We start from the raw sequence: 23,762 nt of genomic DNA, 5'->3' as shown, positions 1-23,762 counted from the left end.
GAAGAGGTTATTGGTCATTTGTCACTGGTCATTGGTTGTTAGTCATTGATTGTCATTGGTCACTTGTTACGTTATCGATTTACTAGTGGCCAAATGATGAATGACGAATGCCTAATGTCAGCGAAGCGAAATGACTAAGAATTAGAACCGGACATTGAGGTTAAAGCCCATGGTGCGTGTTGGCGGTAGCCCAGGCCAGAAGTCGAGTCCAACCGAGTTGTCGGATGAGACCATGGCTTCTTCCGGGTCCATATTTTCCGTCCATTTCTTGATAATCAGCACGTTGTTGGCTACGGCGCTCAGTTTCAGTCCTTTGATGAAGAAAGTCTGAGGAAGTATTTTACTGAAATCGTAGCCCAGTGTGATTTGCCGTAGTTTCCAGAAACCAGCGTTGTTTACGAAATCTTCGTGAATGCCCAGCGGGTTAAGTGATTCGTAGAAAGGCTGTACGGCGGCTCTGGTCTTGTTGATTTCGCCGTTTGGGTTGACACCATCGCCAATGACGTAGCCTACATCCCGGCCCGGCAGCGTCCGCTTCGACAAACCGTGGCGCAGGTAGTTGATGTTCCGGCCCGTAATCATTTTATGACCCAGCTTGAAGTCAATCAGCACCGACAGGTAGATGCCTTTGTACGTGAATGTATTGGTAATACCGCCAAAGTAGGAGGGAAGTGCGTTGCCAACGTTCATCAGCGTGTTATTGCGTAGTGGCATACCGCTGTTCTGGTCAAACACTTTCCGGCCCTGGGCATCGCGCAGGTACATAAAAGTGTACAATTGCCCGATGGGTTTGCCCACCACCTGATTGAGTACCCGACCGCTACCACCGCTTACCGTAATTACCGTATCGCCGGGCGATAAACCGAGTTGCAGCACTTTCGACGTGTTGTAGGATACGTTGGCATTAAAGTCCCAGCGGAAAGCGGGCGTAACAACGGGCGAGAAATTAAGGGCCATTTCGATGCCCTGGTTCATACTCCGCCCTACGTTGATCAGCTTGTTGGTGTACGACGATGCATCCGAAATCTGGGCAGACAGAATCTGATCGTTGGTGGTTTTGTGGTAATACGTGAAGTCGAAGCCTATTTTGTTGTTAAACAGCTTCAGCTCCAGGCCAACTTCGGCTTCCTGAATGCGGAGTGGACGAAGGTTTTTGTTCGGTACAACCGATGTGTTGATACCTCCTACTGGCACAGCCTGGCCCGCTGGGTTCGGGAATGGGTTGTTGTCGACCTGGTAATAAAGTGCGTTGGAATAAGGGTTTACGTTGTCGGAGCCGACCTGCGCGTAGGCCGCACGAATCTTTCCGAACGATATCCATTCGGGCAGTTTATCGAAGGCCTGTGAGAAGACAAAGCTACCCGTTACGGAAGGATACAGAATACTGCGGTTTGATGGGGCCAGGGTTGAAAACCAGTCGTTACGTGCCGTTGCGGTCAGAAAAAGGTAGTCGTTGTAGGAGAAGGTTGCGCTTCCAAACAGTGAGTTAATTTTCTTCTCTGACAGCCCGTAAACCGGATTTTTAACCCGTCCGTTTGCAACCGTGTAAAGACCCGGCTGTACGAAGTCCTGTACCGTTACGCTGTTGTAATCGTTACGGGCGTAGCGGGCGTTACCACCCAGCGTTACGTCGACGCCAATTTTACCGAAGGTTTTGTTGCCGCCCAGAATGAAGTCGATGTTTCGCTCTGTATTCTGCCGGACGTCCTGGGTGTAGGAGCCATTCACGTAGCCGGTGGGCGCTTTCGCAATGGGCGCATAACCGTTGGGAATATTATAGTCCTGATTTCGTATGTAATAGTCCTGTGCGATACGCCCCTGTAAATAAAGCCAGTCGGTGAACTGGTATTTGAGGGCGATGTTGCCAAAAATGCGGTCACGAAGAATATTCTCGAAGTGATAATTCATCGAATAGTACGGGTTGTTCCGTACCAGAAAGCGGGAAAACACAAACTCGTCGCCGTTCGGTAAGGTCTGGTTTTCGCGTAGCGCCTGAAACGGCATGGAGTTGGCCAGCGTGAAAATGACCGTCGATACCGAAAAATCCTGAGCGTTCAACTGGGGTGGGTTAACGTTGTTTTCCTTGGAGTAATTGATGTTCCCCGAAGCCGTCAATTTACTGTTGATGTTTTGCGAAAACCCTAAGTTGATCACCTTCCGGTTGAAGGTATTGTTGTCCATAATGCCTTTGTTGTCGGTGTTGCTCAGCGAAAGGCTAAAGCCGCCGTTCTGGCCATTATTGGATACGGTTACCGTATTGGTGAAGTTGGTGCCGGTCCGGTAGAACTGTTTTACCCGGTTGAAAACGGGTTCGTAAGGCCAGGTTTCGTTGTCGAACAGGGTCTGGGTCATGCCTGGCTGAAATTTCTCGCCGAAGCTCCACACACCTGAAGTTGGGTTCGCTGATGTGGGCCGTTTTCCGCCTTCACCCTGCCCGTATTCATATTGAAAATCAGTGAAGTCAAGCGCTGTTTCGGTGGTGAAGTTGGTGTTGTACGTAACGCCGAATCCTTTGCCAACACCCCGGCTTTTGGTAGTAATCATCACTACGCCATCTTTGGCGCGGGAGCCATACAACGCGGCTGCCGTACCTCCTTTCAATACGGTCATGGTTTCGATGTCGTCGGGGTTGATACTGCTCAGCCCATCGCCCCCGTCGGAGTTGTTCATCGCGCGCGAACCGTAGTCACCGCCCAGCGAATAGTTGGAATTGTCGATGGGTACGCCGTTCACAACAATCAGCGGGTTATTTTGTCCACTGAACGACGATTGCCCGCGAATCCGGATTTTCGACGTACCGGCCGGCCCCGACCCCATGCTGGTAATGTTTACGCCGGCCATTTTTCCCTGTAGGCCGTTCATGAAATTGTTGGTACGGTTCACGTTAATCTGCTCAGAATTAACCGTAGCCGTGGCATAGCCCAGCGTTTTAGCTTCCCGTTTGATACCAAGAGCCGTTACAACGACCTCATCAATGGCTTTCGCATCTTCTACCAGTTGTACGTTTACGATGGAGCGATTGTTGATCGGAATGGTCTGGCTGACGTAGCTGATGTACGAAAAAACCAGCGAGCCGTTTGCCGGGGCATTGATCGAATAGTTACCCGACGCATCGGTAGCCGTTCCGACCGACGTACCACCTACCACTACGTTTACCCCAGGCAGGCCCTGGTTATCCGTACCGGTTACCTTTCCGGTTACTCGGTTGGTCTGAGCCTGGGCTATACCACTGCTCAGCAGCAGGTAAAAAAGAAAAATTAGAGCTTTGTTCATTTGTAGTAGAGATTGAGGTTATAGGAAATCTGGTAAAATCATCCACATATATCAATATTGATTATTGATATAATTCCAATTTTTCAGGGCTCTAAAAATAGCTTTTCAACCCAGGCAATTAGCTGAGTGTCAATAGCTATCTCTTCTTTTTCAGGTTGTATAAGCGACTTTTCAGATAAGCATCGTACCGGGTTTTGTCCGGTAGCAGGCAGCGAGTATTACCAGTTATGAATTGACCCGTCGGGGGCTTTCAGAATTGGATGCGGAAACTTGGTGTTCTCTTTCACTTCGAAAAGGAACGTCGCCTTCTTGGGATCAAACTTCACACCCAGACCCGGTTCGGGATTCAGGTAAAGTTTACCATTTTTGAAGTTGACAAAATCCTCGTTGAAGTAGGCAGGGCGTTCGGGTTCACCGCCACCCAATTCCATCAGGCAGCGCATGGGGCTACTGGAGCCTAATACGTGTACGAGCGTAGCTGTTGCCAGGGGACCGGTAAAGTGCGGAATCATGCCAACGTAGTGCGTCTCGCACATCGATGCCAGCTTTTTAAATTCGGAAATCCCCCCTGTGTTGGGCAACGTAAAGCGCGTATAGTCAATCAAATGCTGCTCGATGAACGTATTGCTATCCCAGCGGTCGCCGAACTGTTCGCCAACGGCAATCGGTACGCTGGTCATCTGACGTACCGTTTTATAGACGTCCGGGTTTTCGGAACGAACAATATCTTCGACAAAATACGGCTCCAGATTTTCGAGTGCCTTGCAGATTTTGATGCCCTCAGTGGTATCGAACCGCGTATGCAGGTCGATGGCCCATTTGCCCCCTCCACCTACGGCGGCATCGATCCGTTTGCAGATCTCAATGGTTTTTTTTGCGTTGTCATAGAAATCGAATGACTGGTCGCCGTTGCCGCCCGTTGGCCCAATCCGATACGCCCGCAAACCCGCTTCAATACAGTCACGGGCGCGTTCTTCCTCCGTTTTTGCTTTGGAAGCCCGGAACCCGGTAGCGTAACATTCGACGTAATCGCGGGTAGCTCCGCCCAGCAGTTCATAGACGGGCACGCCCAGCGCTTTACCTTTAAGATCCCAGAGGGCCATGTCCAGAGCGCCCTGCGCGTGTAGTTTTTCACGGCCCGGCGGATAAAACATACCCCGATACAGATTTTGCCAGATGTGCTCAATACGGAATGGGTTCTCACCAATCATCATCTGAGCCAGTTGCTCAACCATGTCTTTGGAGCCACCTTCGCCAATGCCGATGATGCCGCCGTCGGTTTCAATCTCGACAATACCCCGCGCCTGATTGAACAGCGGCTTGGTGTAGCCCGGTGCAGCGTAGTACCTTATTTTAGTAATTTTCAGTTTAGGCGGAGCAGCTAATGCCTGATGAAGAGGCAGGCCTGCCAAAAAAGCCGTTGAGCTGACAAGAGTAGATTTAAGGAAATTTCTTCGTTGCATAGAGGTAAGGAATAGTCGTAGCTTAATCGTTTAAGCAATAAATTAAAACAAAATTTATTCGGTAAACTTTGTTTCGGAAGAGGCTCTGATAATCAATTCAGCTTTCATCAGTATCTGCGCGGGTCCTTTCTGGTGATTTTTAATTTTATCCACTAACAGCCCTACAGCCGTTTGCCCCAGAAGCCCGATTGGCTGCTTCAAATACGTAATGGGGCAGTAATACAGGTCGAAAACTTCGGCTTGCCCGAAACTGACAATGGCCAGATCGTCGGGTACACGAAGACGAAGCTCATTCATGTACTTTAATCCATTGATAGCCAGTCCATACGTAGCAAAAACCAGAGCATCGACCGGTCGTTCGGTAGCCCTTAGTTCATCGATAGCGGCTCTGACTTCGGGTTCAATGTGGGTGAATCGTACCTTTTTTAACCATACTTTCTGAAACGGTATCTTGTTGTCTTTCAATGCGTCCATATAGCCGCGTATTCGCTCCTGCATATGAAAAAGCTGCGACTTGTAAGCAATCATACCAACGCGCTTATAGCCATTGGCTATCAGGTGGTTGGCCGCATCATACGATGCCTTGTAATGGTCTGTCGAGACAAAATCGGTTTGTATATCCGGAAAATAACGGTCCAGCAATACAAAGGGAATATTTTTCTCTTTCAAGTCCCGAACCTGTTCGGCTGAATCTTCAGAAGAGACGATAATAAACCCATCGACCTGCCTGTTTATCAGTACGTTCAATAAATCCCGCGACTTATCGGGGTTTTCATCGGAACTGCCGATAATGACGGTATACCCATTTCGTTTGGCTTCATCTTCAACTACCCGGGCCACGTTTGCGAAGAAGGGATTGGATATATCGGCTATAATCAGGCCAATTGTATGTGTTTTCCCGCTTCGTAAGCTTTTCGCCAGGTGATTAGGCTGGTAATGGAGTTCCTTGGCGATCTGTTTGATCTTGGCGGCAATCTCCTGCCCAACCCGACTTTCTTTTTCTTTACCGTTCAGAACATAAGACACCAGGGCTGTGGAGACGCCCGCTTTCTGTGCTATATCCTTTAACGAAGTTTTTTTAGCACTCATTGGCTAATTGTTACGGTCAAATCTATGCTTAATCCTTTAAACAAAAAAATATATAGCCAACTTTTTTAATGTTTTTTTAACGAATAGTACTAAAAGCAATAGCTGTTGCAGGAACAACTGTCAGGGTCAGCGTATAAGTCTTTTGCCCATTGATTTGACCTGTACGGTCGGCTACGGTTTCGTAAGAAAAAGCAGCTGATACGCTTTAAAAGGTGTTTACCGTAAATTTCTCCCTGTCTTTTCAGGCAGACGCTTCAGCAAAAAATACCAGGTTCACGTAGTGCCTCTACAACTGGTAAATAGAGTACACGTAAAACCATCGGACGAGAGCCGAGTTACCCAAAGAGATAAATCTGGTGGTCACTGGGGGTTGGTCATTGGTAACAGCAGCCAATGTCGAATGACCAACCCCCGGTGACCAATGACCGTTGACAGCGCAGCGAAATGATTAATAAACAATATGGAACAACCACTTAAACCCCATCAGGCCGAACGGGGGCAGAAAACCACCCTGATTGGTATCGCTGTCAATCTGGGACTGGTTCTTGTGAAGGGGCTAGCCGGTTGGCTGGGGCATTCCTATGCGCTGGTTGCCGACGCTATGGAATCAGGAACGGATATCATTACCTCAATATTTGTTTGGTTTGGCCTGCGTACGGCGAAAAAAGCGCCCGATCAGAACCATCCCTATGGCCATGGGAAAGCCGAACCTTTGGCCGCCATCGTTGTTGCAATTGCGCTGGTAGGGGCTGCTATTCTGATTGCTGTTCAGAGCATCCGGAATATTCAGGTGCCGCACGAAATACCGGCTCCGTTTACACTGGCCGTATTGGCTGGGGTTGTCATTGTGAAAGAAGTGCTATTCCGACGAGTAGCGCAGGTGGGCGTTGAAACAGAAAGCAGTGCGGTGAAAGCCGATGCCTGGCACCACCGGAGTGATGCCATTACGTCGTTGACGGCGTTTGTCGGTATTAGCATTGCCCTGATCGGTGGACCCGGTTACGAAAGTGCCGACGATTGGGCTGCGCTGCTGGCTTCGCTGGTTATCGTCTACAATGCCTACCATATTTTTCGGCCTTCGTTTGGCGAAATTATGGACGAGGCTCCAGACGGCGACTGGCAGAATGAGCTGAAAACCATCGCTTTAACGGTTCCTCAGGTCCGTGGTATTGACAAATACAGGGTACGTAAAACCGGCTTCGAGTTCTTCGTCGATCTGCACGTACTGGTTGCCGGCGAACTGTCGGTCAGTGAAGGACATGCCATTGCCCATGCGGTGAAAGCGGCTATTCTAAAAGCGAAACCCGCCGTTTATGATGTGCTGGTCCATATCGAACCGGCCTGACTTCAGGCTTGTGGTGAGTGTGTCAGCGAAATGGTATGCATACTGGCTACGTAGTGATATGAAACCGTTAGGTCGTAACTCTCGCATATCTGTCGGACAATGGCCAGGCCCAGACCAACCGAATCCGGGCCTGTGCTCTCCTTCTTGAACCGCTCGAATAAGCGTTCCGGGTCTGAGGTTAGTTGCCCACCTGTATTGCTCAGGGATAACTGGTCGGCTGTTGAATATAGCTCAATACGTCCGCTGGGCTGGTTGTGCTTGATTGCGTTGTTTGTCAGATTTGTGACCAGGCTATCGGCCAGAGAGGCCGGAAGAGATACCATAAATGGAGCCTGCACCTGAACCGACACGGATAGCTCTTTGAACGACAGCACTTCGTCCATATCGCTTAGTTTTTCAGAAAAAGCTCGGTTAAATTAATTGCCTGGCTATCGCTGAACTGCCGGTTTTCGATCTTAGCTAACAGCAAAAGGCCCTGATTCAGCCGCGAGATCCGACGGGAAGCCTGGTAAATCGTCTCGATCCAATGGGTCTGAATCTCGGTAAGTTGTTTCGTCTGAATCAATTGCTCGACTTTGGCATTGATGAGCGCCAGGGGCGTTTGCATCTCGTGCGAGGCATTTTCGGTGAACTCTTTAAGGCTTCGGTAATCCTGCCGCATTTTGTCCGACATTTTTCGCAGTCCTTCGTTCAGTTCGGTAAACTCCGTAATTTCGGTCTGGTCCAGTTGCAGGGGTTTATCACTGGTCAAATCGAAGCGACGAAGCCGGGATAACGTATCGTAAAAGGGGTACCACAGCCGCCCCGACAGTTGCCCCTGAAACCAGAACATACCGAGCAGCAGCAGACCCAGAAAAATAATCATGGTCGCCGTAATGACTTCAATCAGGCGGTACGTCTGAATCAGTGACTTTCGAATCGACACCCGGTGCATGATGCCATGAATGGGCTCGTAAAACGTGAGTTGCCGAAACGGAATCAGCTCGTTATCGTACCGGTTCAGAATGAGCGTGTCCGAAAATTCCTCTTTTCGAAACCGGCTGCCACGGACAGAGACAACCACAATCTTGTTTTCCACGAAGTAGGGAATATTCGACCAGGAGTTGTGCGTACGAACGTAGGTTTCAAAATCGCGCTTTTCGACCCGTAGCCGGTTTTCAACTTCATCGTAAATAACCATGCGGATAATCTGGTAGAACGTAAAGGCCGTCAGCAGATAAATAATCAGCGAAAACGCCAGGTAGATCCGGTTGGTTTTTGTGAGCAGTTTCAAGGCTGACTGAATTTATAGCCGATACCGTAGATCGACTGGACGTAGTCGGCGGCACCTTTGTCCAGCAATTTCCGACGAAGATTTTTAATGTGCGAATACACGATGTCAAACGAATCGGCTGAGTCGATGTTGTCGCCCCAGAGGTGTTCGGCAATAGACGCTTTGGTCAACACCACATCGACATTGGACAGAAAATACAGCAGCAGATCGTACTCCTTGCGCGAAAGCGTAGTTGATTGGCCGTTCACAAACACTTTGCGGTTGTGGGGTACAACCGTAATCTCCTGAAACCGGATTTCGTTGTGTCCGCCAAACTGCCGTCGACGTAGCAGGGATTTTACCCGGGCGTTCAGCTCCGACAAATGAAAGGGCTTGGTCAGGTAGTCGTCGGAGCCGATTTCCAGGCCTTTTAGCTTATCTTCCAAGGCGTTACGTGCCGAAATGATAATCACACCCGTTGTGGCAATGAGTCGTTTGAGGGTATCAATGAGCTGAAAACCGCTACCGTCGGGCAATGTCAGATCAACAATGACACAATCGTATGTATACAGGTGAATTTTTTCTTCGGCCTCCCGATACGTAGCTACTGTTTCGCAGATGTACCCGTCCTGCACCATATAGTCGGTAATACTCTCAGCTAACCCCAACTCATCTTCTACGACTAATACTTTCATCGCCCGGTTAACGCTAATTTAGTTGCGAAAGTAGCGGTCAATTCTGGAAAGATTCTGGATGGGTCGGTCAGGAACCGGCCGATATATCCCTGCATAGTAACTGAGTGGTGTATGGCGCTTATAGATTATGTTACAGCGACGAGTATGCAACAGGCAAATTGACAGCAAAATGGATCAGAGACTCAGCGTTATTACCTTAGGCACAGACGACTTAGCAGCCATGAAACAATTTTATTCCGAAAAGTTGGGCTGGCAGTCAGTGGCAGAAAACAAAGACATCGTCTTTTACAAAATGAACGGTTTTCTGTTCAGCCTGTTCGACCGGACCAGTCTGGCTACTGGTGTCGGGGTAGCCGCTACGGGGAATGGTTTTCGCTCGCTTGTAGTGTCTTGTAATGTTCCTTCAAAACAGGACGTTGACGCGTTATTTGGCGAACTGAAAGCGAAAGGGGTGAATATCCTGAAAGAACCACAAGACACGCCTTTTGGCGGTTACTTCTTTTGTTTTGCAGATGTAGAAAACAATGTACTCGAAGTGGCGTATAACCCTTATATTCCACTGGATGAAAGCGGCAATGTTATTACGCACAAGAACATTGATAATCTTGCCTGAGTGTGATAATTGCTTCTATCTGCTTCCTGTGCGTCAATCGAGATTCAGGCCAGATCGTATTAGTCATGTAGTTTGTGATAGTGGTGTCAGGTTTGAGAACCTGACACCACTATCACAAACTACCAACACACATAACTAATCGCTATTGACTAATCTGCGTATCCGCGAAGTACGTCATGGCTTTGCTCAGAAACTGCGCGTAGGCAGGATTCTCCTGACCGTTCTGGCTGGTAAACCGTGGATCATCGACGTAAAGTTTGGCCAATCCTTTATAGGCTTCAGCCATATTTTTCTCTTTACAAACTGATTCTCCCCAGAATCCGCGGATGTTCTGATAATGCCGGGCAATCTGCTGCTGCACAGGCCCGCTCGTCGGGTCCATCTGCATCAGACCAACCAGCTTTTGGGCAATGTCCAGCTGATCGGCTTTTAGTTGCTCGAAACCTGCCTTACCCATTTGGCGCAACTTGGTTTCGCTTTCTTCAACGGTTTGGGCACCGTATTTCGCAATGGCTTCCTGGCGGTACTCTTCACCTTTGGGAAAGCCTTCGTATAGTTCGTCGTTTGTCAACATGGTTCGTTCTCCTTTTAGGGTTGAAATGGTTTTGTCAATCGTTACCAGCAACGTAGCGAGTCTATCCTGTCGGGCCTGTAGCGCCTGTTTGTGGCTTTCGAGTGCCGTCAGCAGGTTGAAATCGGGGTCCTTTAAAACCTGGAGAATCTCCTCGAGCGAGAAATCCAGTTCCTTGTAGAAGAGAATCTGCTGCAGACGGATTAACTCTTCCGGTCCATACATCCGATACCTGGCCTCGGTACGAATGGATGGTTTTAGTAGACCCAATTTGTCGTAATGGTGCAGTGTGCGCACACTGACACCCGCTAGTTTCGCCAGATTTTTGACAGAATAGTACCGCATATAACGAATGGAATCCTCTGTTGATCAGGCACGTAACACGGCCTGAACGATTGACGAAAACAAAGGTAGACTATGACGTAAGGGAAGAGTCAAGAAAAATTTTCACTTTTTTTGAAATAGCCTGTATGTGATTTACCAGCGATTTTAGGCAGTTTATCCGCTAAAACTGACGCTTAATCAATTTATCATAGGAGCAGGGTAGTCTGTGGAGCATCTTTGTATCATCCTTCCACCAACGCACTACGTCTGTCATGAAATTCAAACATTGCCTGATACTTAGCCTCATTCTTTCGTCATTAATGATCGGTACGCTGATGTCGCGCAGCATCAAAGCGCAGCACAAGGCCGACGCAGCCGTGCATCAGCTTCGCCAGTAAAGAGCACAGCCAATCTGTCCGCACTACACTACATACTGACAGTCGTGTTCTGGTTTATAACCGGGGCACGACTTTTTGTTGGTACGCTGGTCTTTTCGCGAAAACTGACAACGTTACCGGGAACGATTGCGTAAATAAAAGGCAATCTTCTCTTGAATGAGTACTGATTTTCGGGCCAACTTAGCAATGAAATCCGAAGCTGCCTGCCAGCAGCTTTTCGCCTATTTGCCCTTTACTGATGAAAATCTATCCTGGATTAATCGTACTGATCATAGCGACGGCCTTTCGGGAATCGCCCGACAACCGGCCTAAGCCACAGCCGCATGTCATTACGTTGCCACCGGCCTTGCCGAACGTACTAATGCCAACGTTCCGGAAAGATACCGTTGTCATTACCAAATTCGGCGCTGTGGCCGATGGGTTGACGCTCAATACGTCGGCGATTGCCAAAGCGATTGACCAATGCAACCGGGCCGGGGGCGGAACGGTACTCGTACCGAAAGGCTTGTGGCTAACCGGACCTATTGCCCTGAAAAACAACGTCAATCTGCATCTGGTCAATGGTGCTCTGGTACAATTTACCGATAAACGGGATGAGTACCCACTGGTCAGCACAACCTGGGAAGGGGAGGAAGCTATTCGGAATCAGGCACCCATTTCGGGAACCGACCTGGAAAATATCGCGATTACAGGCGAAGGGATTCTGGACGGAGCCGGTGATGCCTGGCGAATGGTTAAAAAGAGCAAACTGACCGACGATCAGTGGAAGAAACTAGTCGCGTCCGGGGCGTACTAAACGATAAACAGGACATGTGGTATCCGTCGGCTCAATCGCTGAAGGGGGCAAACGGCACCATAAAAGCGGGACAGCCGCTTAGCTATTATCAGGGCATCAAAGATTTTCTGCGGCCCAATATGGTGAGCCTGACCCGCTGCAAGCGTGTTCTGCTGGAAGGGGTTACGTTCCAGAATTCACCCGCCTGGTGTTTGCACCCGCTTCTGTGCGAGCACATTACGTTACGTCGGGTTACGGCCAAAAATCCGTGGTATGCGCAGAATGGAGATGGGCTTGATCTGGAATCGTGTCGAAACGGTCTGGTCGATGATTGTCTGTTCGATGTGGGCGACGATGGCATCTGTATGAAGTCGGGCCGCGACGAACAGGGGCGCAAGCGTGGCGTACCTACCGAAAATATTACCATCCGAAATAGCCGGGTTTATCATGCGCATGGCGGCTTTGTTATTGGCAGCGAGATGTCGGGTGGGGTGCGTAACCTATACGTAACGAACTGCACGTTTATGGGTACGGACGTGGGCCTTCGGTTCAAAACAGCCCGTGGCCGAGGGGGCGTTGTCGAGAACATTTTTGTCGATGGTATCGATATGACCGATATTGCCGGAGAAGCGATTCTCTTTGATATGTACTATGCTGCCAAAGATCCAGTGCCGCAGCATGGCGAGAGCAACGAACTGCCGACTATTCCGGCGCAGCCGCTTACCGAAGCCACCCCGCAGTTCCGCTCGTTTCAGGTACGTAACGTTCGTTGTAAAGGAGCCGAAACGGGCATCCTGATTCGTGGGTTGCCCGAGATGGCTGTTAAAGGTATTCTGATCGAAAATGCCGTGCTGCAATGCCGGAAAGGGCTGATTTGTATTGAAGCCGAAGATATAACTCTGAAAAATGTTGCGTTGCTGACGAAAGCCAAAACAACCATGCAGTTTCAGAATAGCCGGGCCGTCACACTCGATAAGATTCGCTATACCGACGATACGGATTTGCTGATGTACGTTTCGGGCGACCGTTCGCAGGCAATCAGACTGCTCAATACCGATACGTCGCACGTCCGCAAGACGGTGGAAAAAGAAGCCAACGTTCCGATAAACGCCTTAACGATAAAGTAGAATTCTGCGGTTTACATCACCCCCGGCCCCCTGAAGGGGGAGCAACCCAGTTTCAGCCTACTTCCCCCTTCAGGGGGCGGGAGTAAATAAACGTAACAGCCTGACGGATAAAGGAAATTTTCGTAAAACAGCTTATCCACGGAAACCTAGACCAAAAATTTATGAAAAAACTGATTCTCCTTAGCCTCATTGTTCTACCCTGCTGGGCGCTGGCGCAGTCGGCTCCCCGTGCTGAACAGCCCTGGTCGCAGCGAATGACAACGACCATGATGGCGACCTATCCCGATTCAATTATGTACAAAGGGGGGCGAATGGCGCACTGGGACTATGAAATGGGGTTGCTACTGCATGCTATCGAGCAGGTCTGGTACCGTACCGGCGACGCCCGCTATTTCCGGTACATTCAGAAAAGTATGGATCATCTGGTCAATGAAGATGGGTCGATCAAAACGTACGAACTGGATAAATACAACATCGATTTCATTACGCCCGGTCGGTCGCTCTTAATGCTTTATCAGCAGACGCTGCCCAATAAAGAGAAATACCGAAAAGCGGCCGATCTGCTACGCAAACAACTGGCCGAACAGCCACGCACAAAAGAAGGCGGTTTCTGGCACAAAAAAATCTACCCGAATCAGATGTGGCTCGATGGGTTGTATATGGGTGAACCCTTTTATGCCGAATACACCCGCCTGTTTGAGAACGGTAAACGTTTCGACGACATCATCAATCAGTTTGTGTGGATGGAGAAAAACGCCCGCGACATCAAAACCGGACTACTTTTCCACGGGTGGGACGAAAGCCGCGAGCAGAAATGGGCTAATCCGCAAACCGGAAAATCGCCGAATTTCTGGAGTCGGGCTATGGGCTGGTACGCCATGGCGCTGGTCGACGTACTGGATTACGTTCCGGCAACGCACCCACGGCAGAATGAGCTGGTTACGATTTTGCAACGATTCATGCCAGCTGTGGTGAAATATCAGGACCCTGCTTCGGGCTGCTGGTATCAGATTACCGACCGCATGGGCGACAAAGGCAATTACCTGGAAGCGTCGGGTACGAGCATGTTTGTGTATGCCCTGGCGAAGGGCGCACGACTGGGTTATCTGCCCGCATCCATGCTGACGGTGGCCCGTAAAGGCTACGACGGTATGCTTAAACACTTTATATCAACGGATGAAGCTGGCCTGATTCATCTGGAAAAAACCGTACAGGTAGGCGGACTGGGCGGCAACCCGTACCGCGATGGCAGTTACGAATACTACCTCAGCGAAAAAATCCGTCAGGACGATCTGAAGGGGGTTGGGCCGTTTATTCTGGCTAGTATCGAGATGGAGATTGCTGGCGAAGATAAAACCGGAAAAGGACGTACCGTAGCGGTAGACAACTACTTCAACCATGAGTTTCGGAAAACTACGGAAGGGCAGCAGGAGCCATATCATTACGTCTGGGACGATCGGCAGCATTCGGGTTTCTGGCTGTGGGGCAACACCATCCGTGAGCTAGGTGCCAAAACTGCATCAGTAACTACGGCCCCGACCGCTGCGTCGCTCAAAAAAGTTGATGTGTATATCATCGTTGATCCTGATACGCCGAAGGAAACCGCTAACCCCAACTACATCAGCGCTGCCGATACCAAAGCGATCAGCGATTGGGTGAAAGCCGGAGGGGTGCTGGTGCTGATGGCCAACGATACGTCCAACTGCGAGCATGTACACCTGAATCAGTTAGCGGCTCAATTTGGTATGCAGTTTTTGCCAAAGAACATCAACATGGTGAAAGGCGATCAGTTTGAACAGGGTAGGGTAGACATTCCGGCCAGGAGTGAGATTTTCCCGAAAACAAAAACCGTCTACATCAAGGAGTTGGCTCCAATTGGTATAAAAGCTCCGGCCAAAGCGGTTGTCAACAAGGGAAATGACGTAATCATGGCCATCGCCAACGTAGGTAAAGGAACCGTTTTTGCCGTGGGCGACCCGTGGCTGTACAACGAATATACCGATGGTCGCAAAATACCGGCCACCTACGAAAACTTCAGCGCGGGAAAAGACCTGGCTACCTGGTTACTGAAACAGGTAGTTCGATGATGGGTAGAATATTTGAAAAATATGGATTGATGAATAAAAAAAGTGAGGCTGAAATCAGCCTCACTTTTTACGTCTTATTACACTTTATCTTAACCTAACTTATTGTAAAACTCTACTAGTATAGTTTACTATAAATGACTGTTGCGCGAATAAATTATTATAAATAATAGATCAGTAAAAAGGGCGTAATCAACACAATAAATAATAGTATTATAAATAAAAATTTTGAGCGCCGTTCATAATGAACATAGCGGCTGTTGCCCGCAAATAAGTTCATCAGTTCATTTATCCAGTGGTTTATCATCTGGCCGGCGTGTAAAATTTTCTCTACTACGCTGCAAAAATAGCTGGCAAACGTATAGGGCTGCGTTATGAAATCATTAAGGAATTGTGTCTTGTGTTTATACGAAACGTTTCTGATTCGCCTTTTAATAACTCGATACTACACTTCACGAAAATTTTCTGGTAAGCGAACCGTACTCAGCTCATTTTTGTAAGCGGTTACTTCTGCCGTACATCCACATTGATGAATACTTAATCCTACGTAAATGCTTGCTTACATTTTCTTATTTATTACGGGTATTTTTTATGTAGGACTTGCCTTGTTAACAGCCTCTAAACCCACACTGGTGGGTGATAGGGCCATGGGCTACGGGCTGGCTCTGTTTGCGTTAGGGGTGGGCTTTGCCTTGAGCAGCCTGATCCTGGCGATTGTCGGAATCTCAAAAGGAGGCTTCAACTGGGTGTCGCAGGAAATGGGAGTTCGTACGGCTGTTGTGCTGTTGTCCTGGCTGCTTATGGCGTTAGCTACTTTCTTTTGTGCAGTTTTCAAATGGGAGTGGCATGTCGATACTACGTACCCTCAATTTTTACATGCACTAGCCGTACGTCACGGTCAGGTGTGGATACCCCTGCTGTGGCTGGGTACCTGTTTTTTTTCGATTGATTCAGGCGGTCAATCAAGCGTTTCGCCTTACGTTTATAAAATCCCTTTCTGGCTGGGACTGGGTATAAGCGCGCTGTTCAGCGGTGGGTTGCTCGTTGGATATATGCGTGATTCCATAAAGTCTGCGGAGGCAGAAATGGCCAGTCAAAAAGAACAGGAAGATCGATTTCACCGCGAGAGTTTAGAGGAGATTGCTGCCCATAAACCCACAGACCCCATCTTTCATCTGTTGAGCTATTCGAGTCGGTATCGGCCCGAGGATGTCCGGCAGGCTGCTCTCGCTAAAATTAAAGCACATCCTGACTGGGAGACTAAGTTGCTCGAATTGCTGAACGATAAAAGAGCCTATCAAGAAGTTTATTATTTTCTGGATGGCAATCCGGTAGACCACCCCGAACAGTTTGTCGAGCCGCTGAATCGGAGCCTACTATGGCTGGCAGAAACCATAAGAACGGATATAAAAGATAGCAACAACCTCCAGCACTGGAGTTTTGATATGTACGGAATTGAGCGACTGCTGATGGCTATCGACGGGCAGTTTCTGAACCAGGGCGTTGATTTTTATCCGAACGTAATAAAGCTGCAGCAAGCTCTGAATACCCCGCCCCCGAACGCTTCAAAGATGTTCACTTTACCGTAGCAGACGTAGTGGACGCATGGCTGAAAAAACACGGAAAGAGCCGACGGTGATCCGCAAGATACGTATTAGCCTTGACAGGCGTAGTAGAAGAATCGACCTGGATCATTCTTCATAAATCCTTAACAGACAGTCGCATTATATCACTTTCGGGTAATATGGCGGGCTATAGTTTTGTGCACAAAACAAGACGATAGTTTTTTCCATGATTACACGATCTATACACTCTTTCTTAGCCGTTGGCTCAGTATTTTTGGGTGGTTTGCTGGTAGCGGCCTGTACCGATCACGCCATTCCGCTTGGTACGTATTCCACGTATTCCGAAGCGTCGAATCCGAAGGTACTTGCCATAGCCCCCAATGGAACTGTGCTGTATAATGGCGGATTTGGCTTGGCTGTGGCACCTGACCCCAACGACCCCAATGTAGTTTATCTGCTAACCGACCGGGGGCCGAATGCTGCGGGCGTAGCGGCAAACTCCATCATTTTTGGTAAGGCTGATTTTACACCTCAAATCGGTAAATTTCACGTAGTCGGTAATCAACTGGTTCTTGATCAGACCATTCTACTCAAAAATGCCGCCGGTCAATTGTTGACGGGTTTGCCAAATCCCTCCGGGCAGGGAAGTACGGGCGAAACGGCACTTGATCTAAATGGAAATCCCATTACCCCCAGTGCTGATGGTCTCGATTCGGAAGGGTTGGTGCTGGCCTCCGATGGTACGTTCTGGGTGAGCGATGAATACGGTCCACACATTGTTCATTTCGACGCAAACGGCAAAACGATTGAACGTATCAATCCATTCGGGACCGGAACCGGCGGACGCACACTGCCGAAAGTCCTGGCCCGGCGTCGGCCAAACCGGGGTATGGAAGGGCTAACCGTTACGCCCGACGGAAAAACGCTGGTGGGTCTGATGCAATCGCCCTTGTATAATCCTTCCTCAGCAGCCGTATCCGGCTCAACGGTGATACGTATCCTGACGTTCGATATGGCTAGTGGAGCAACGAAGCAGTACGTCTATCTGATGGAAAATGCCAGCCTGACAGGTTGCAGTGAGATTGCGGCTATTACCAATACGACATTTCTGGCCATAGAGCGCGATGGCGACTACGGTGGCAACCCAGCTAAGCCCGCTACGTTCAAACGGATTTATAAATTCGATCTGGCCGGTGCGACGGATATTTCGGACCCAGCCAACAGCGATGGGGGTAAATTGTACAACGGAATGACGGTAGAACAGCTTAAAGATAAAGCGGGCTTACAGAGCGCTGGTATTGTACCTGTTACAAAAACGCTGGTGTTTGATCTGTTAACGCAGATTTCGCCCGTTTACCCGCATGATAAAGCAGAAGGCATTGCGCTGATCGGAAACAACCGTCTGCTTATCTCCAATGATGACGATTTCGGGGTCGTTGATAACGGCATGAATGGGTTCACCACTAAAATTTTACCCGCTACGGGCCGGGTTGATCTGAACCGCGTCTATTTCGTTACGTTAGGCACTCCGCTTAAATAAAGAACCGGATGCAACAGCAGAACGCAGATCCTTTTACGCATAAAGATCTGCGTTCTGTCTTTGTAATTAATTCGCCTTAAATCGTTTCGCAATACACCTTAAGGCAGTCCATCATGTGTTGCAGTTGCTCCAGGAGGTTATCGTATACAGACTCCGGTATTGCTGCATCATCCGTATTCAAAAACCGGGCAGCAATTTCACAGGAACTCTCATCCGTATTTTTGAAGATAAATTCATACACCAGGGAGAGGTTCATTACGTCGATCCGGCAGCTTTCAGCGTAAATAATTTTTTCATTGGACAAACTCATTCGAATCGGTGATATAATAGCCTGATAATCGTTGAAACGACAGCGGTGGACGTTGCCAATCAATAAATCGGGGATGTCCGACTCTACGGCTTCCAGACCGGGTAGCCATTCCAATCGACTGGAAATATTCATGACAGATCGGTAGACATCCCGATAATCAGCCGCTACTATCTGGTTCAGGTAGGGGGTATCATCCGTGCGGTAGTCGCTAGGCGGTTCGGGTGGTTCGGGAACCTGGTTTCGGGCTTCGTTGAGCAACGTAAAGTGATAATCCACTTTGCCGATGGACGCATATTCGGCGGAGGAACGTGCCCATTCCCGGTCAACTACTTCCGTTGAGTCGGCCATTTGCTGCAACAGCTTTTCTGTCATCAGCAGGTATTCATGATTGTCGATGTCGTTTTTTAACAAACGGTGAGCAACGATCATATCCGGGCCGGATTGCTTGACAAAGCCACCCACCTTTATTTCAAACAAAGGGCCATGATGCACCACAAATTTTAAGGTAAGATTCATGATACTCTGGCAGGCTCTGCACGGACATAATGAATAGTGCTGAATCCATTTTCGCTGAAAATGAAAAGCATTGAAAATTTTAAGGCAACTGTCCAGAATTTCCTTTTTGGAAGGAGCCGGGCCTTTTTTAATCAGCAGAACAGCATCGCCTTCAATTTCTGATACGTCATACTCGCCACCAATGGCAGATAGAATAGCCTCAATAAGAATATTGATGGCCCGTGAGGCATGACCAAGCTCCGTAGTTGTCATGAACTCGGTAAACCCACTGATATCGGGAATCAGGATCGTTGCGTTCGATTCGGCCATAATGTGTGTAAACGTCTAAAAGAAAGAGGATTAACGAAATATACACAGATAGGCAGTACCACGGTTTTATCGCGGGCACTTATTTTTTACGGCGCTACGTTGGTAATTAGCGGGATGAAAGCAGGTTGTTCTGATAACGACTTTCGCGAACTGATAAACAGATGGCTTTCCAAAAAGGCCGTAGCTAGTTTAGACAGTGATGACTGACGACTTAGGAGCCCGATACGCAGATGAATAAACGGCGGAAAGGCTGCTACCGGTAAATAATTGGCTGATAAAAGAGCCGCTCCGATTTAGGTTAATGGGCTAAAATAAACCGCTTCCGAAAAGTTGTTTCAGGTTGATCGGCTCGTTGTGCAGAATAAAAAAGTAGACCAATCCTGCCAGTACTAAATAACTAATTGCCAGCCATTTTTTCTTCTGGGCAAATTCAACAGGATGGTGATAGTAGTCGTAAATCATGGAGGCCGACAGGCCCATGACCATCAGAAAGAACGAGAACACCCCGAAATCTGTTCGGTAAATACGCACCGATTCCATGAACCGAGCGCCCGAAACAATGTAAAGTAGCCAGGCACCGAAGCCCGCCCGATACAGATACATACTCAACCGTCGGTCGTTTTTGAGGTCGAATAAGTCGTCGGTGAATTTTTCGGACATGATTTTTAGTTACTTTGAATAGGTGAAGCTACCTATTTTACTCGATAAACGCAAAAAAGACAATGCTTGATTCACAACCGGTTGACGTAGTGCCGGAATTTAATACCATGCAGGTCGAACTCGTTCGCGTCGACGATGCCTTTCATTTTGAAGCAGTTGGAACTTCGGGCGTGGCCCAGCATATCGATGCTGCAACCAACATTGGCGGTCATAATGCCGGAGCACGCCCAATGGAGATGCTGCTCATGGGCCTGGCAGGCTGTACGGCCATCGACATTATTCTGATCCTTCAGAAACAGAAGCAGACAATTGAGGATTTTCGTCTGAAAGTAGACGGCCTGCGAATCAAGGACGCTATGCCTGCGCCTTTCAAAAAAATTCACATTACGTATATCCTGAAAGGCCAGATCGACCCAGCTAAATTGCAGCGAGCCATCGACCTCTCGATGGACAAGTATTGCTCAGCAACAGCCCAGTTTCGTCCGTCCGCTGAGATTACCTATTCGTACGAGCTGGTATAGAATTTATAAGCCAACGGGGGCAGATTTAGACGTAATACGTTCTAAGTCTGCCCCCGTTGGTCTTTGGAAATACGTTTTGGCCCTGCTGCTACGTAAACGAACGATATCCGTAGCGACTTTTCAGGAATCTATCTAACTTGGTACTGAAATTTTAGATCCCTGTCGGGGCCAACCTCAATGTTTTTCCGGAAACCGAGCCATCAGCCTATCCATTTGCTACTGTGGTGTTTTGGGTTGATACTCGCAATTGCTTCGCCTGTTTCCGGCTGGGCGCAGAACCAAGAGGTCGATCTTCAGTTTGATCATTTATCGGCGAAAAATGGGTTGTCTCATAACTCCATTCTGTGCATTTGGCAGGATCGCGACGGGTTTCTGTGGCTAGGTACTGAAAGATGGACTGAATCGGTATGATGGTTACACCTTTACGGTCTACAAACCAAATCCGGATGATCCCGCAAATACGTTTGGCCATAACTGGGTGACGGGTATTTGCGAAGACCGAAAAGGGCGAATGTGGGTAACGACTCTGGGCGGAGGGCTGCATTTATTTGACCGACAGAGCGGGAAAGCGACCGCATACCGGATTGACCCGTCGCATATCTCCTTAAGAAATGCTATGCTGTCGGTTATTGAGGACGATCAGGGAATGCTCTGGATTGCTTCAAGAGAAGGCTTGAACCGGTTTGACCCGGATACCCGAAAATTTACCCTATTCGCCCCCCCAAGTTCAGCCAAGCCTGATATATACACCGTTCGGGAAGACAAACAAAAGCGATTGTGGGTTGGTGGTGCCGACGGTTTATACCAGTTTAATCGGAAAACGGCAACGTACCGCCGGTTTCAATTAAGTGCTGACCAGCAGGAAAATACGTCAGCTATATTCATTGTTTTTCCTGATCGGACCGGCACCATGTGGATAGCCTCGCAGGCCGGGCAGGTGTACCGATTAGACACCTCTGGAACACTCCGTAAAATTTATTCGTATAAGCCGAAAGTTCGGGAGAGCTACCGACTGCTGCCTCTTGGCGTAATCAGCGACGATAAGGCTGGAAACGTGTGGGGAGCGTTGCCGGGACTGACCGGATTGGTACATCTGAATCCAACAATGGGGCAGGTGAATCATATTGAAATCAAGCCTGGGCAAACGGGTGGGTTAAGCAGCAATACCATCTTTTCGCTGTACAGCGACCGGGAAGGGCTTTTGTGGGTGGGCACCGATAATGGACTTGATAAGCGGACTCCTCAACCCAAAAAATTTCGAACTTTTCAGTTGATTCCCAATGACAGACCGATTCGCCTGCCCAGCAACAGCATTCGGGCCTTGTGCCAGGATCGTTCGGGCGTAATCTGGCTGGGTAATGAACTAGGTGAATTATATGCGTTCCAGCCTCAAACGGGTCAGTATCGGTATTACCCACCCGATTCAGCAAATCCGAACCGGCTAGTTAGCGATGACGTAAGTGTGATCTACGAAGATCGTTCCGGGCAGTTGTGGATTAGTTCGGGGAATTACCTGCATCGCTTGGATCGAAAAACGGGCCAGTTTACCCGTTATCCTTGCAAAACTATTGTACGTAGCATTCGCGAAGATGCCGCCGGTAAGCTATGGATGGCTGGGCAAGGCTTGGCCTGTTTTGATAGGCATACGCATCAGTTTACGTATCATCGTCATGACCCTCAGAATTCGGGCAGTTTGGGTGATGATGCGCTGATTGTGGCACTACCAACCCGGGACGGAACCGTTTGGGCGGCTTCTACCCGGAAAGGACTCAGCCGATTGAATCCCAAAACAGGCCAGTTTACGCAGTATCAGCCCGACTATCAGCATCCGGCGGGGCACCTGACGGACAAAGACATTCGCTGCCTGTATGAAGATAGCCACGGACGTTTGTGGATTGGTACCAATCAGGGTGGACTGAATCTGTACGATGCAAAGACGAATATGTTTTCTGCGTTTACAACCGATAACGGGTTGCCCAACAACCACATCGTTGGAATTCTCGAAGATCGCGACGGCAATCTGTGGCTATCAACCAATCAGGGTATTTGTCGGTTTGATCCGGCTACTAAATCCTTTCGGAGCTATGATGTAAGCGACGGCTTGCAGGCGAATGAATTTTTTGAAGTATGCGCCAGCGGAATCGATGGGCAATTGCTGTTCGGCGGGCCTAATGGATTTAATATCTTTTCGCCAAACACCATTCATGATAACCCGCTGGTTCCTCCCGTCCGCATTACAAGCGTTCAGATTGGCAACAGGATCGACCAATTGCCCGAAGGCAGGCTGGAACTCTCGTACGAGGAAAACGATCTGTCGTTCGATTTTGTAGCGCTTAATTTTATCATGCCCGAGAAAAATCAGTATGCTTATCAACTCGTGGGCGTTGATAAAGACTGGATCTATAGCGGTACGCGTCGATACGTCAGCTACACAAATCTGGAGCCGGGCGAATACTGGTTTAAAGTGAAAGCGTCTAACAACGATGGCGTCTGGAACCCCAAAGGAACCCAGCTTCACATGCTGATACGTCCGCCGTTCTGGCAAACGTGGTGGTTCAGAAGTCTGGCCATGCTGGCTCTGCTCGCCCTGGTTTATGCCGGATTACAGTACCGAATTCGCCAGATCAAGCAGCAGGAAGAACGCAAAACGGCCTTCAACAAGCAGTTGGCAGCTATGGAAATGCAGGCCCTTCGGGCGCAGATGAACCCCCATTTCATTTTCAATAGCCTCAATTCGATCAATCGCTTCATTATGAAGCACGAGTCCGAAAAAGCGTCGGATTATCTAGCCAAATTTTCGAAGCTGATTCGGCTGATTCTACACCATTCAAATATGCCGGTCGTTACGTTGGAAAGCGAACTGGAAGCGCTTAAGCTGTACCTAACTCTGGAATCCCTTCGCTTCGATGGGCAGTTTACGTTTTCGATCCAGGTGGATAAGGAGCTTGAGCCTGCCTATACCGAGCTTCCACCCATGATTATTCAGCCTTATGTCGAGAATGCCATCTGGCACGGGTTAATGCACAAGGAAGCAGGGGGGCATTTGAGTCTGGACTGGCAACTGGAGAAAAACAGCCTGGTCTGTACGATAGAAGACAATGGGATTGGTAGAAAGAAGGCCGCTGAACTGAAAAGCAAATCCGCTACCCGAACGAAATCGTTAGGAATGCAGATTACGGCAGACCGCCTAAAGATCAGTCAGTTATTAGATGGTAAACAGCCGTCCGTAACCATTTACGATCTGGTGGATTCGTATGGTGAACCGGCGGGCACGCGCGTTGTGATGCGGATTCCGCTTGCCTGATTCGGGAACGTATCGGATGGTTGTCGAA

20 protein-coding genes are annotated in these 23,762 nt (G+C 48.9%); 11 read left to right on the top strand and 9 right to left on the bottom strand.

What is annotated here, in order from left to right:
• Nucleotides 1-141: 141 nt before the first annotated feature.
• From LN737_RS24145 to LN737_RS24135, 3 genes are all read right to left on the bottom strand, one after another.
• Nucleotides 142-3,273: a SusC/RagA family TonB-linked outer membrane protein gene (locus LN737_RS24145; protein WP_405512749.1), complete on the bottom strand. Its 3,132-nt coding sequence runs from the start codon at nt 3,271-3,273 to the stop codon at nt 142-144.
• A 218-nt stretch (nt 3,274-3,491) separates the two neighbouring features.
• On the bottom strand, nt 3,492-4,736 hold the full coding sequence (locus LN737_RS24140; protein ID WP_405512747.1) for a mandelate racemase/muconate lactonizing enzyme family protein: 1,245 nt from the start codon (nt 4,734-4,736) through the stop codon (nt 3,492-3,494).
• Between the two features lie 54 nt (nt 4,737-4,790).
• Nucleotides 4,791-5,825 carry a LacI family DNA-binding transcriptional regulator gene (locus LN737_RS24135; RefSeq protein WP_405512745.1) on the bottom strand — a complete coding sequence of 345 codons (1,035 nt, stop codon included), beginning with the start codon at nt 5,823-5,825 and terminating at the stop codon, nt 4,791-4,793.
• A gap of 460 nt (nt 5,826-6,285) precedes the next feature.
• Between LN737_RS24135 and LN737_RS24130 the strand changes: the two genes are divergently transcribed.
• The gene (locus LN737_RS24130) at nt 6,286-7,170 is read left to right on the top strand and encodes a cation diffusion facilitator family transporter (protein WP_405512743.1); all 885 of its coding nucleotides are present in this window, start codon (nt 6,286-6,288) and stop codon (nt 7,168-7,170) included.
• Between the two features lie 2 nt (nt 7,171-7,172).
• On the opposite strand, the gene LN737_RS24125 is transcribed toward LN737_RS24130, so the two are convergent.
• Genes LN737_RS24125 through LN737_RS24115 form a run of 3 tightly spaced genes read right to left on the bottom strand, consistent with a single transcriptional unit; the run spans nt 7,173 to nt 9,117 of the window.
• Nucleotides 7,173-7,553, bottom strand: coding sequence for a HAMP domain-containing sensor histidine kinase (locus LN737_RS24125; RefSeq protein WP_405512741.1), 381 nt, complete (start codon nt 7,551-7,553; stop codon nt 7,173-7,175).
• A gap of 5 nt (nt 7,554-7,558) precedes the next feature.
• A complete protein-coding gene (locus LN737_RS24120) occupies nt 7,559-8,443 on the bottom strand; it encodes a HAMP domain-containing sensor histidine kinase (protein ID WP_405512739.1) in 885 nt (294 codons plus the stop codon).
• Entirely contained in the window at nt 8,440-9,117 is a 678-nt protein-coding gene (locus LN737_RS24115) for a response regulator transcription factor (protein ID WP_405512737.1), read from the bottom strand. Before LN737_RS24115 ends, LN737_RS24120 begins: the two co-directional genes overlap by 4 nt.
• A 127-nt stretch (nt 9,118-9,244) precedes the next feature.
• Between LN737_RS24115 and LN737_RS24110 the strand changes: the two genes are divergently transcribed.
• Complete coding sequence (locus tag LN737_RS24110) at nt 9,245-9,730, top strand: VOC family protein (protein WP_405512735.1); 486 nt, start codon at nt 9,245-9,247, stop codon at nt 9,728-9,730.
• Between the two features lie 142 nt (nt 9,731-9,872).
• On the opposite strand, the gene LN737_RS24105 is transcribed toward LN737_RS24110, so the two are convergent.
• Entirely contained in the window at nt 9,873-10,646 is a 774-nt protein-coding gene (locus tag LN737_RS24105) for a MerR family transcriptional regulator (protein WP_405512733.1), read from the bottom strand.
• A 251-nt stretch (nt 10,647-10,897) separates the two neighbouring features.
• Between LN737_RS24105 and LN737_RS24100 the strand changes: the two genes are divergently transcribed.
• The 6 genes from LN737_RS24100 to LN737_RS24075 all read left to right on the top strand — a co-directional run bounded on the left by LN737_RS24100 (nt 10,898) and on the right by LN737_RS24075 (nt 18,114).
• Nucleotides 10,898-11,023 (top strand): hypothetical protein, encoded by a 126-nt coding sequence (locus LN737_RS24100; protein ID WP_405512731.1) that lies wholly within the window; start codon nt 10,898-10,900, stop codon nt 11,021-11,023.
• 238 nt (nt 11,024-11,261) lie between these two features.
• On the top strand, nt 11,262-11,819 hold the full coding sequence (locus LN737_RS24095) for a glycoside hydrolase family 28 protein (RefSeq protein ID WP_405512729.1): 558 nt from the start codon (nt 11,262-11,264) through the stop codon (nt 11,817-11,819).
• Nucleotides 11,786-12,925, top strand: a complete 1,140-nt coding sequence (locus tag LN737_RS24090) for a glycoside hydrolase family 28 protein (RefSeq protein WP_405512727.1) — start codon at nt 11,786-11,788, stop codon at nt 12,923-12,925. Before LN737_RS24095 ends, LN737_RS24090 begins: the two co-directional genes overlap by 34 nt.
• A 161-nt stretch (nt 12,926-13,086) precedes the next feature.
• Entirely contained in the window at nt 13,087-15,012 is a 1,926-nt protein-coding gene (locus LN737_RS24085; RefSeq protein WP_405512725.1) for a glycoside hydrolase family 88 protein, read from the top strand.
• A 548-nt stretch (nt 15,013-15,560) separates the two neighbouring features.
• Nucleotides 15,561-16,598, top strand: a complete 1,038-nt coding sequence (locus LN737_RS24080; RefSeq protein ID WP_405512723.1) for a hypothetical protein — start codon at nt 15,561-15,563, stop codon at nt 16,596-16,598.
• Between the two features lie 202 nt (nt 16,599-16,800).
• Nucleotides 16,801-18,114 (top strand): esterase-like activity of phytase family protein, encoded by a 1,314-nt coding sequence (locus LN737_RS24075; RefSeq protein ID WP_405512721.1) that lies wholly within the window; start codon nt 16,801-16,803, stop codon nt 18,112-18,114.
• 76 nt (nt 18,115-18,190) lie between these two features.
• Here LN737_RS24075 and LN737_RS24070 read toward each other — a convergent pair whose 3' ends face one another.
• Nucleotides 18,191-19,249 (bottom strand): DUF2652 domain-containing protein, encoded by a 1,059-nt coding sequence (locus tag LN737_RS24070; RefSeq protein ID WP_405512719.1) that lies wholly within the window; start codon nt 19,247-19,249, stop codon nt 18,191-18,193.
• Between the two features lie 306 nt (nt 19,250-19,555).
• A complete protein-coding gene (locus tag LN737_RS24065) occupies nt 19,556-19,909 on the bottom strand; it encodes a hypothetical protein (protein ID WP_405512717.1) in 354 nt (117 codons plus the stop codon).
• A gap of 62 nt (nt 19,910-19,971) precedes the next feature.
• Between LN737_RS24065 and LN737_RS24060 the strand changes: the two genes are divergently transcribed.
• The 3 genes from LN737_RS24060 to LN737_RS24050 all read left to right on the top strand — a co-directional run bounded on the left by LN737_RS24060 (nt 19,972) and on the right by LN737_RS24050 (nt 23,734).
• Nucleotides 19,972-20,430 (top strand): OsmC family protein, encoded by a 459-nt coding sequence (locus LN737_RS24060; RefSeq protein WP_405512715.1) that lies wholly within the window; start codon nt 19,972-19,974, stop codon nt 20,428-20,430.
• Between the two features lie 177 nt (nt 20,431-20,607).
• A complete protein-coding gene (locus LN737_RS24055; protein WP_405512713.1) occupies nt 20,608-20,841 on the top strand; it encodes a two-component regulator propeller domain-containing protein in 234 nt (77 codons plus the stop codon).
• A complete protein-coding gene (locus tag LN737_RS24050; RefSeq protein ID WP_405520500.1) occupies nt 20,816-23,734 on the top strand; it encodes a two-component regulator propeller domain-containing protein in 2,919 nt (972 codons plus the stop codon). Before LN737_RS24055 ends, LN737_RS24050 begins: the two co-directional genes overlap by 26 nt.
• Nucleotides 23,735-23,762 lie beyond the last annotated feature (28 nt).

The organism is Spirosoma sp. KNUC1025 (assembly GCF_045160025.1).
Taxonomy (GTDB): domain Bacteria; phylum Bacteroidota; class Bacteroidia; order Cytophagales; family Spirosomataceae; genus Spirosoma.
This window is presented reverse-complemented; position numbering and strand designations above follow the sequence as displayed.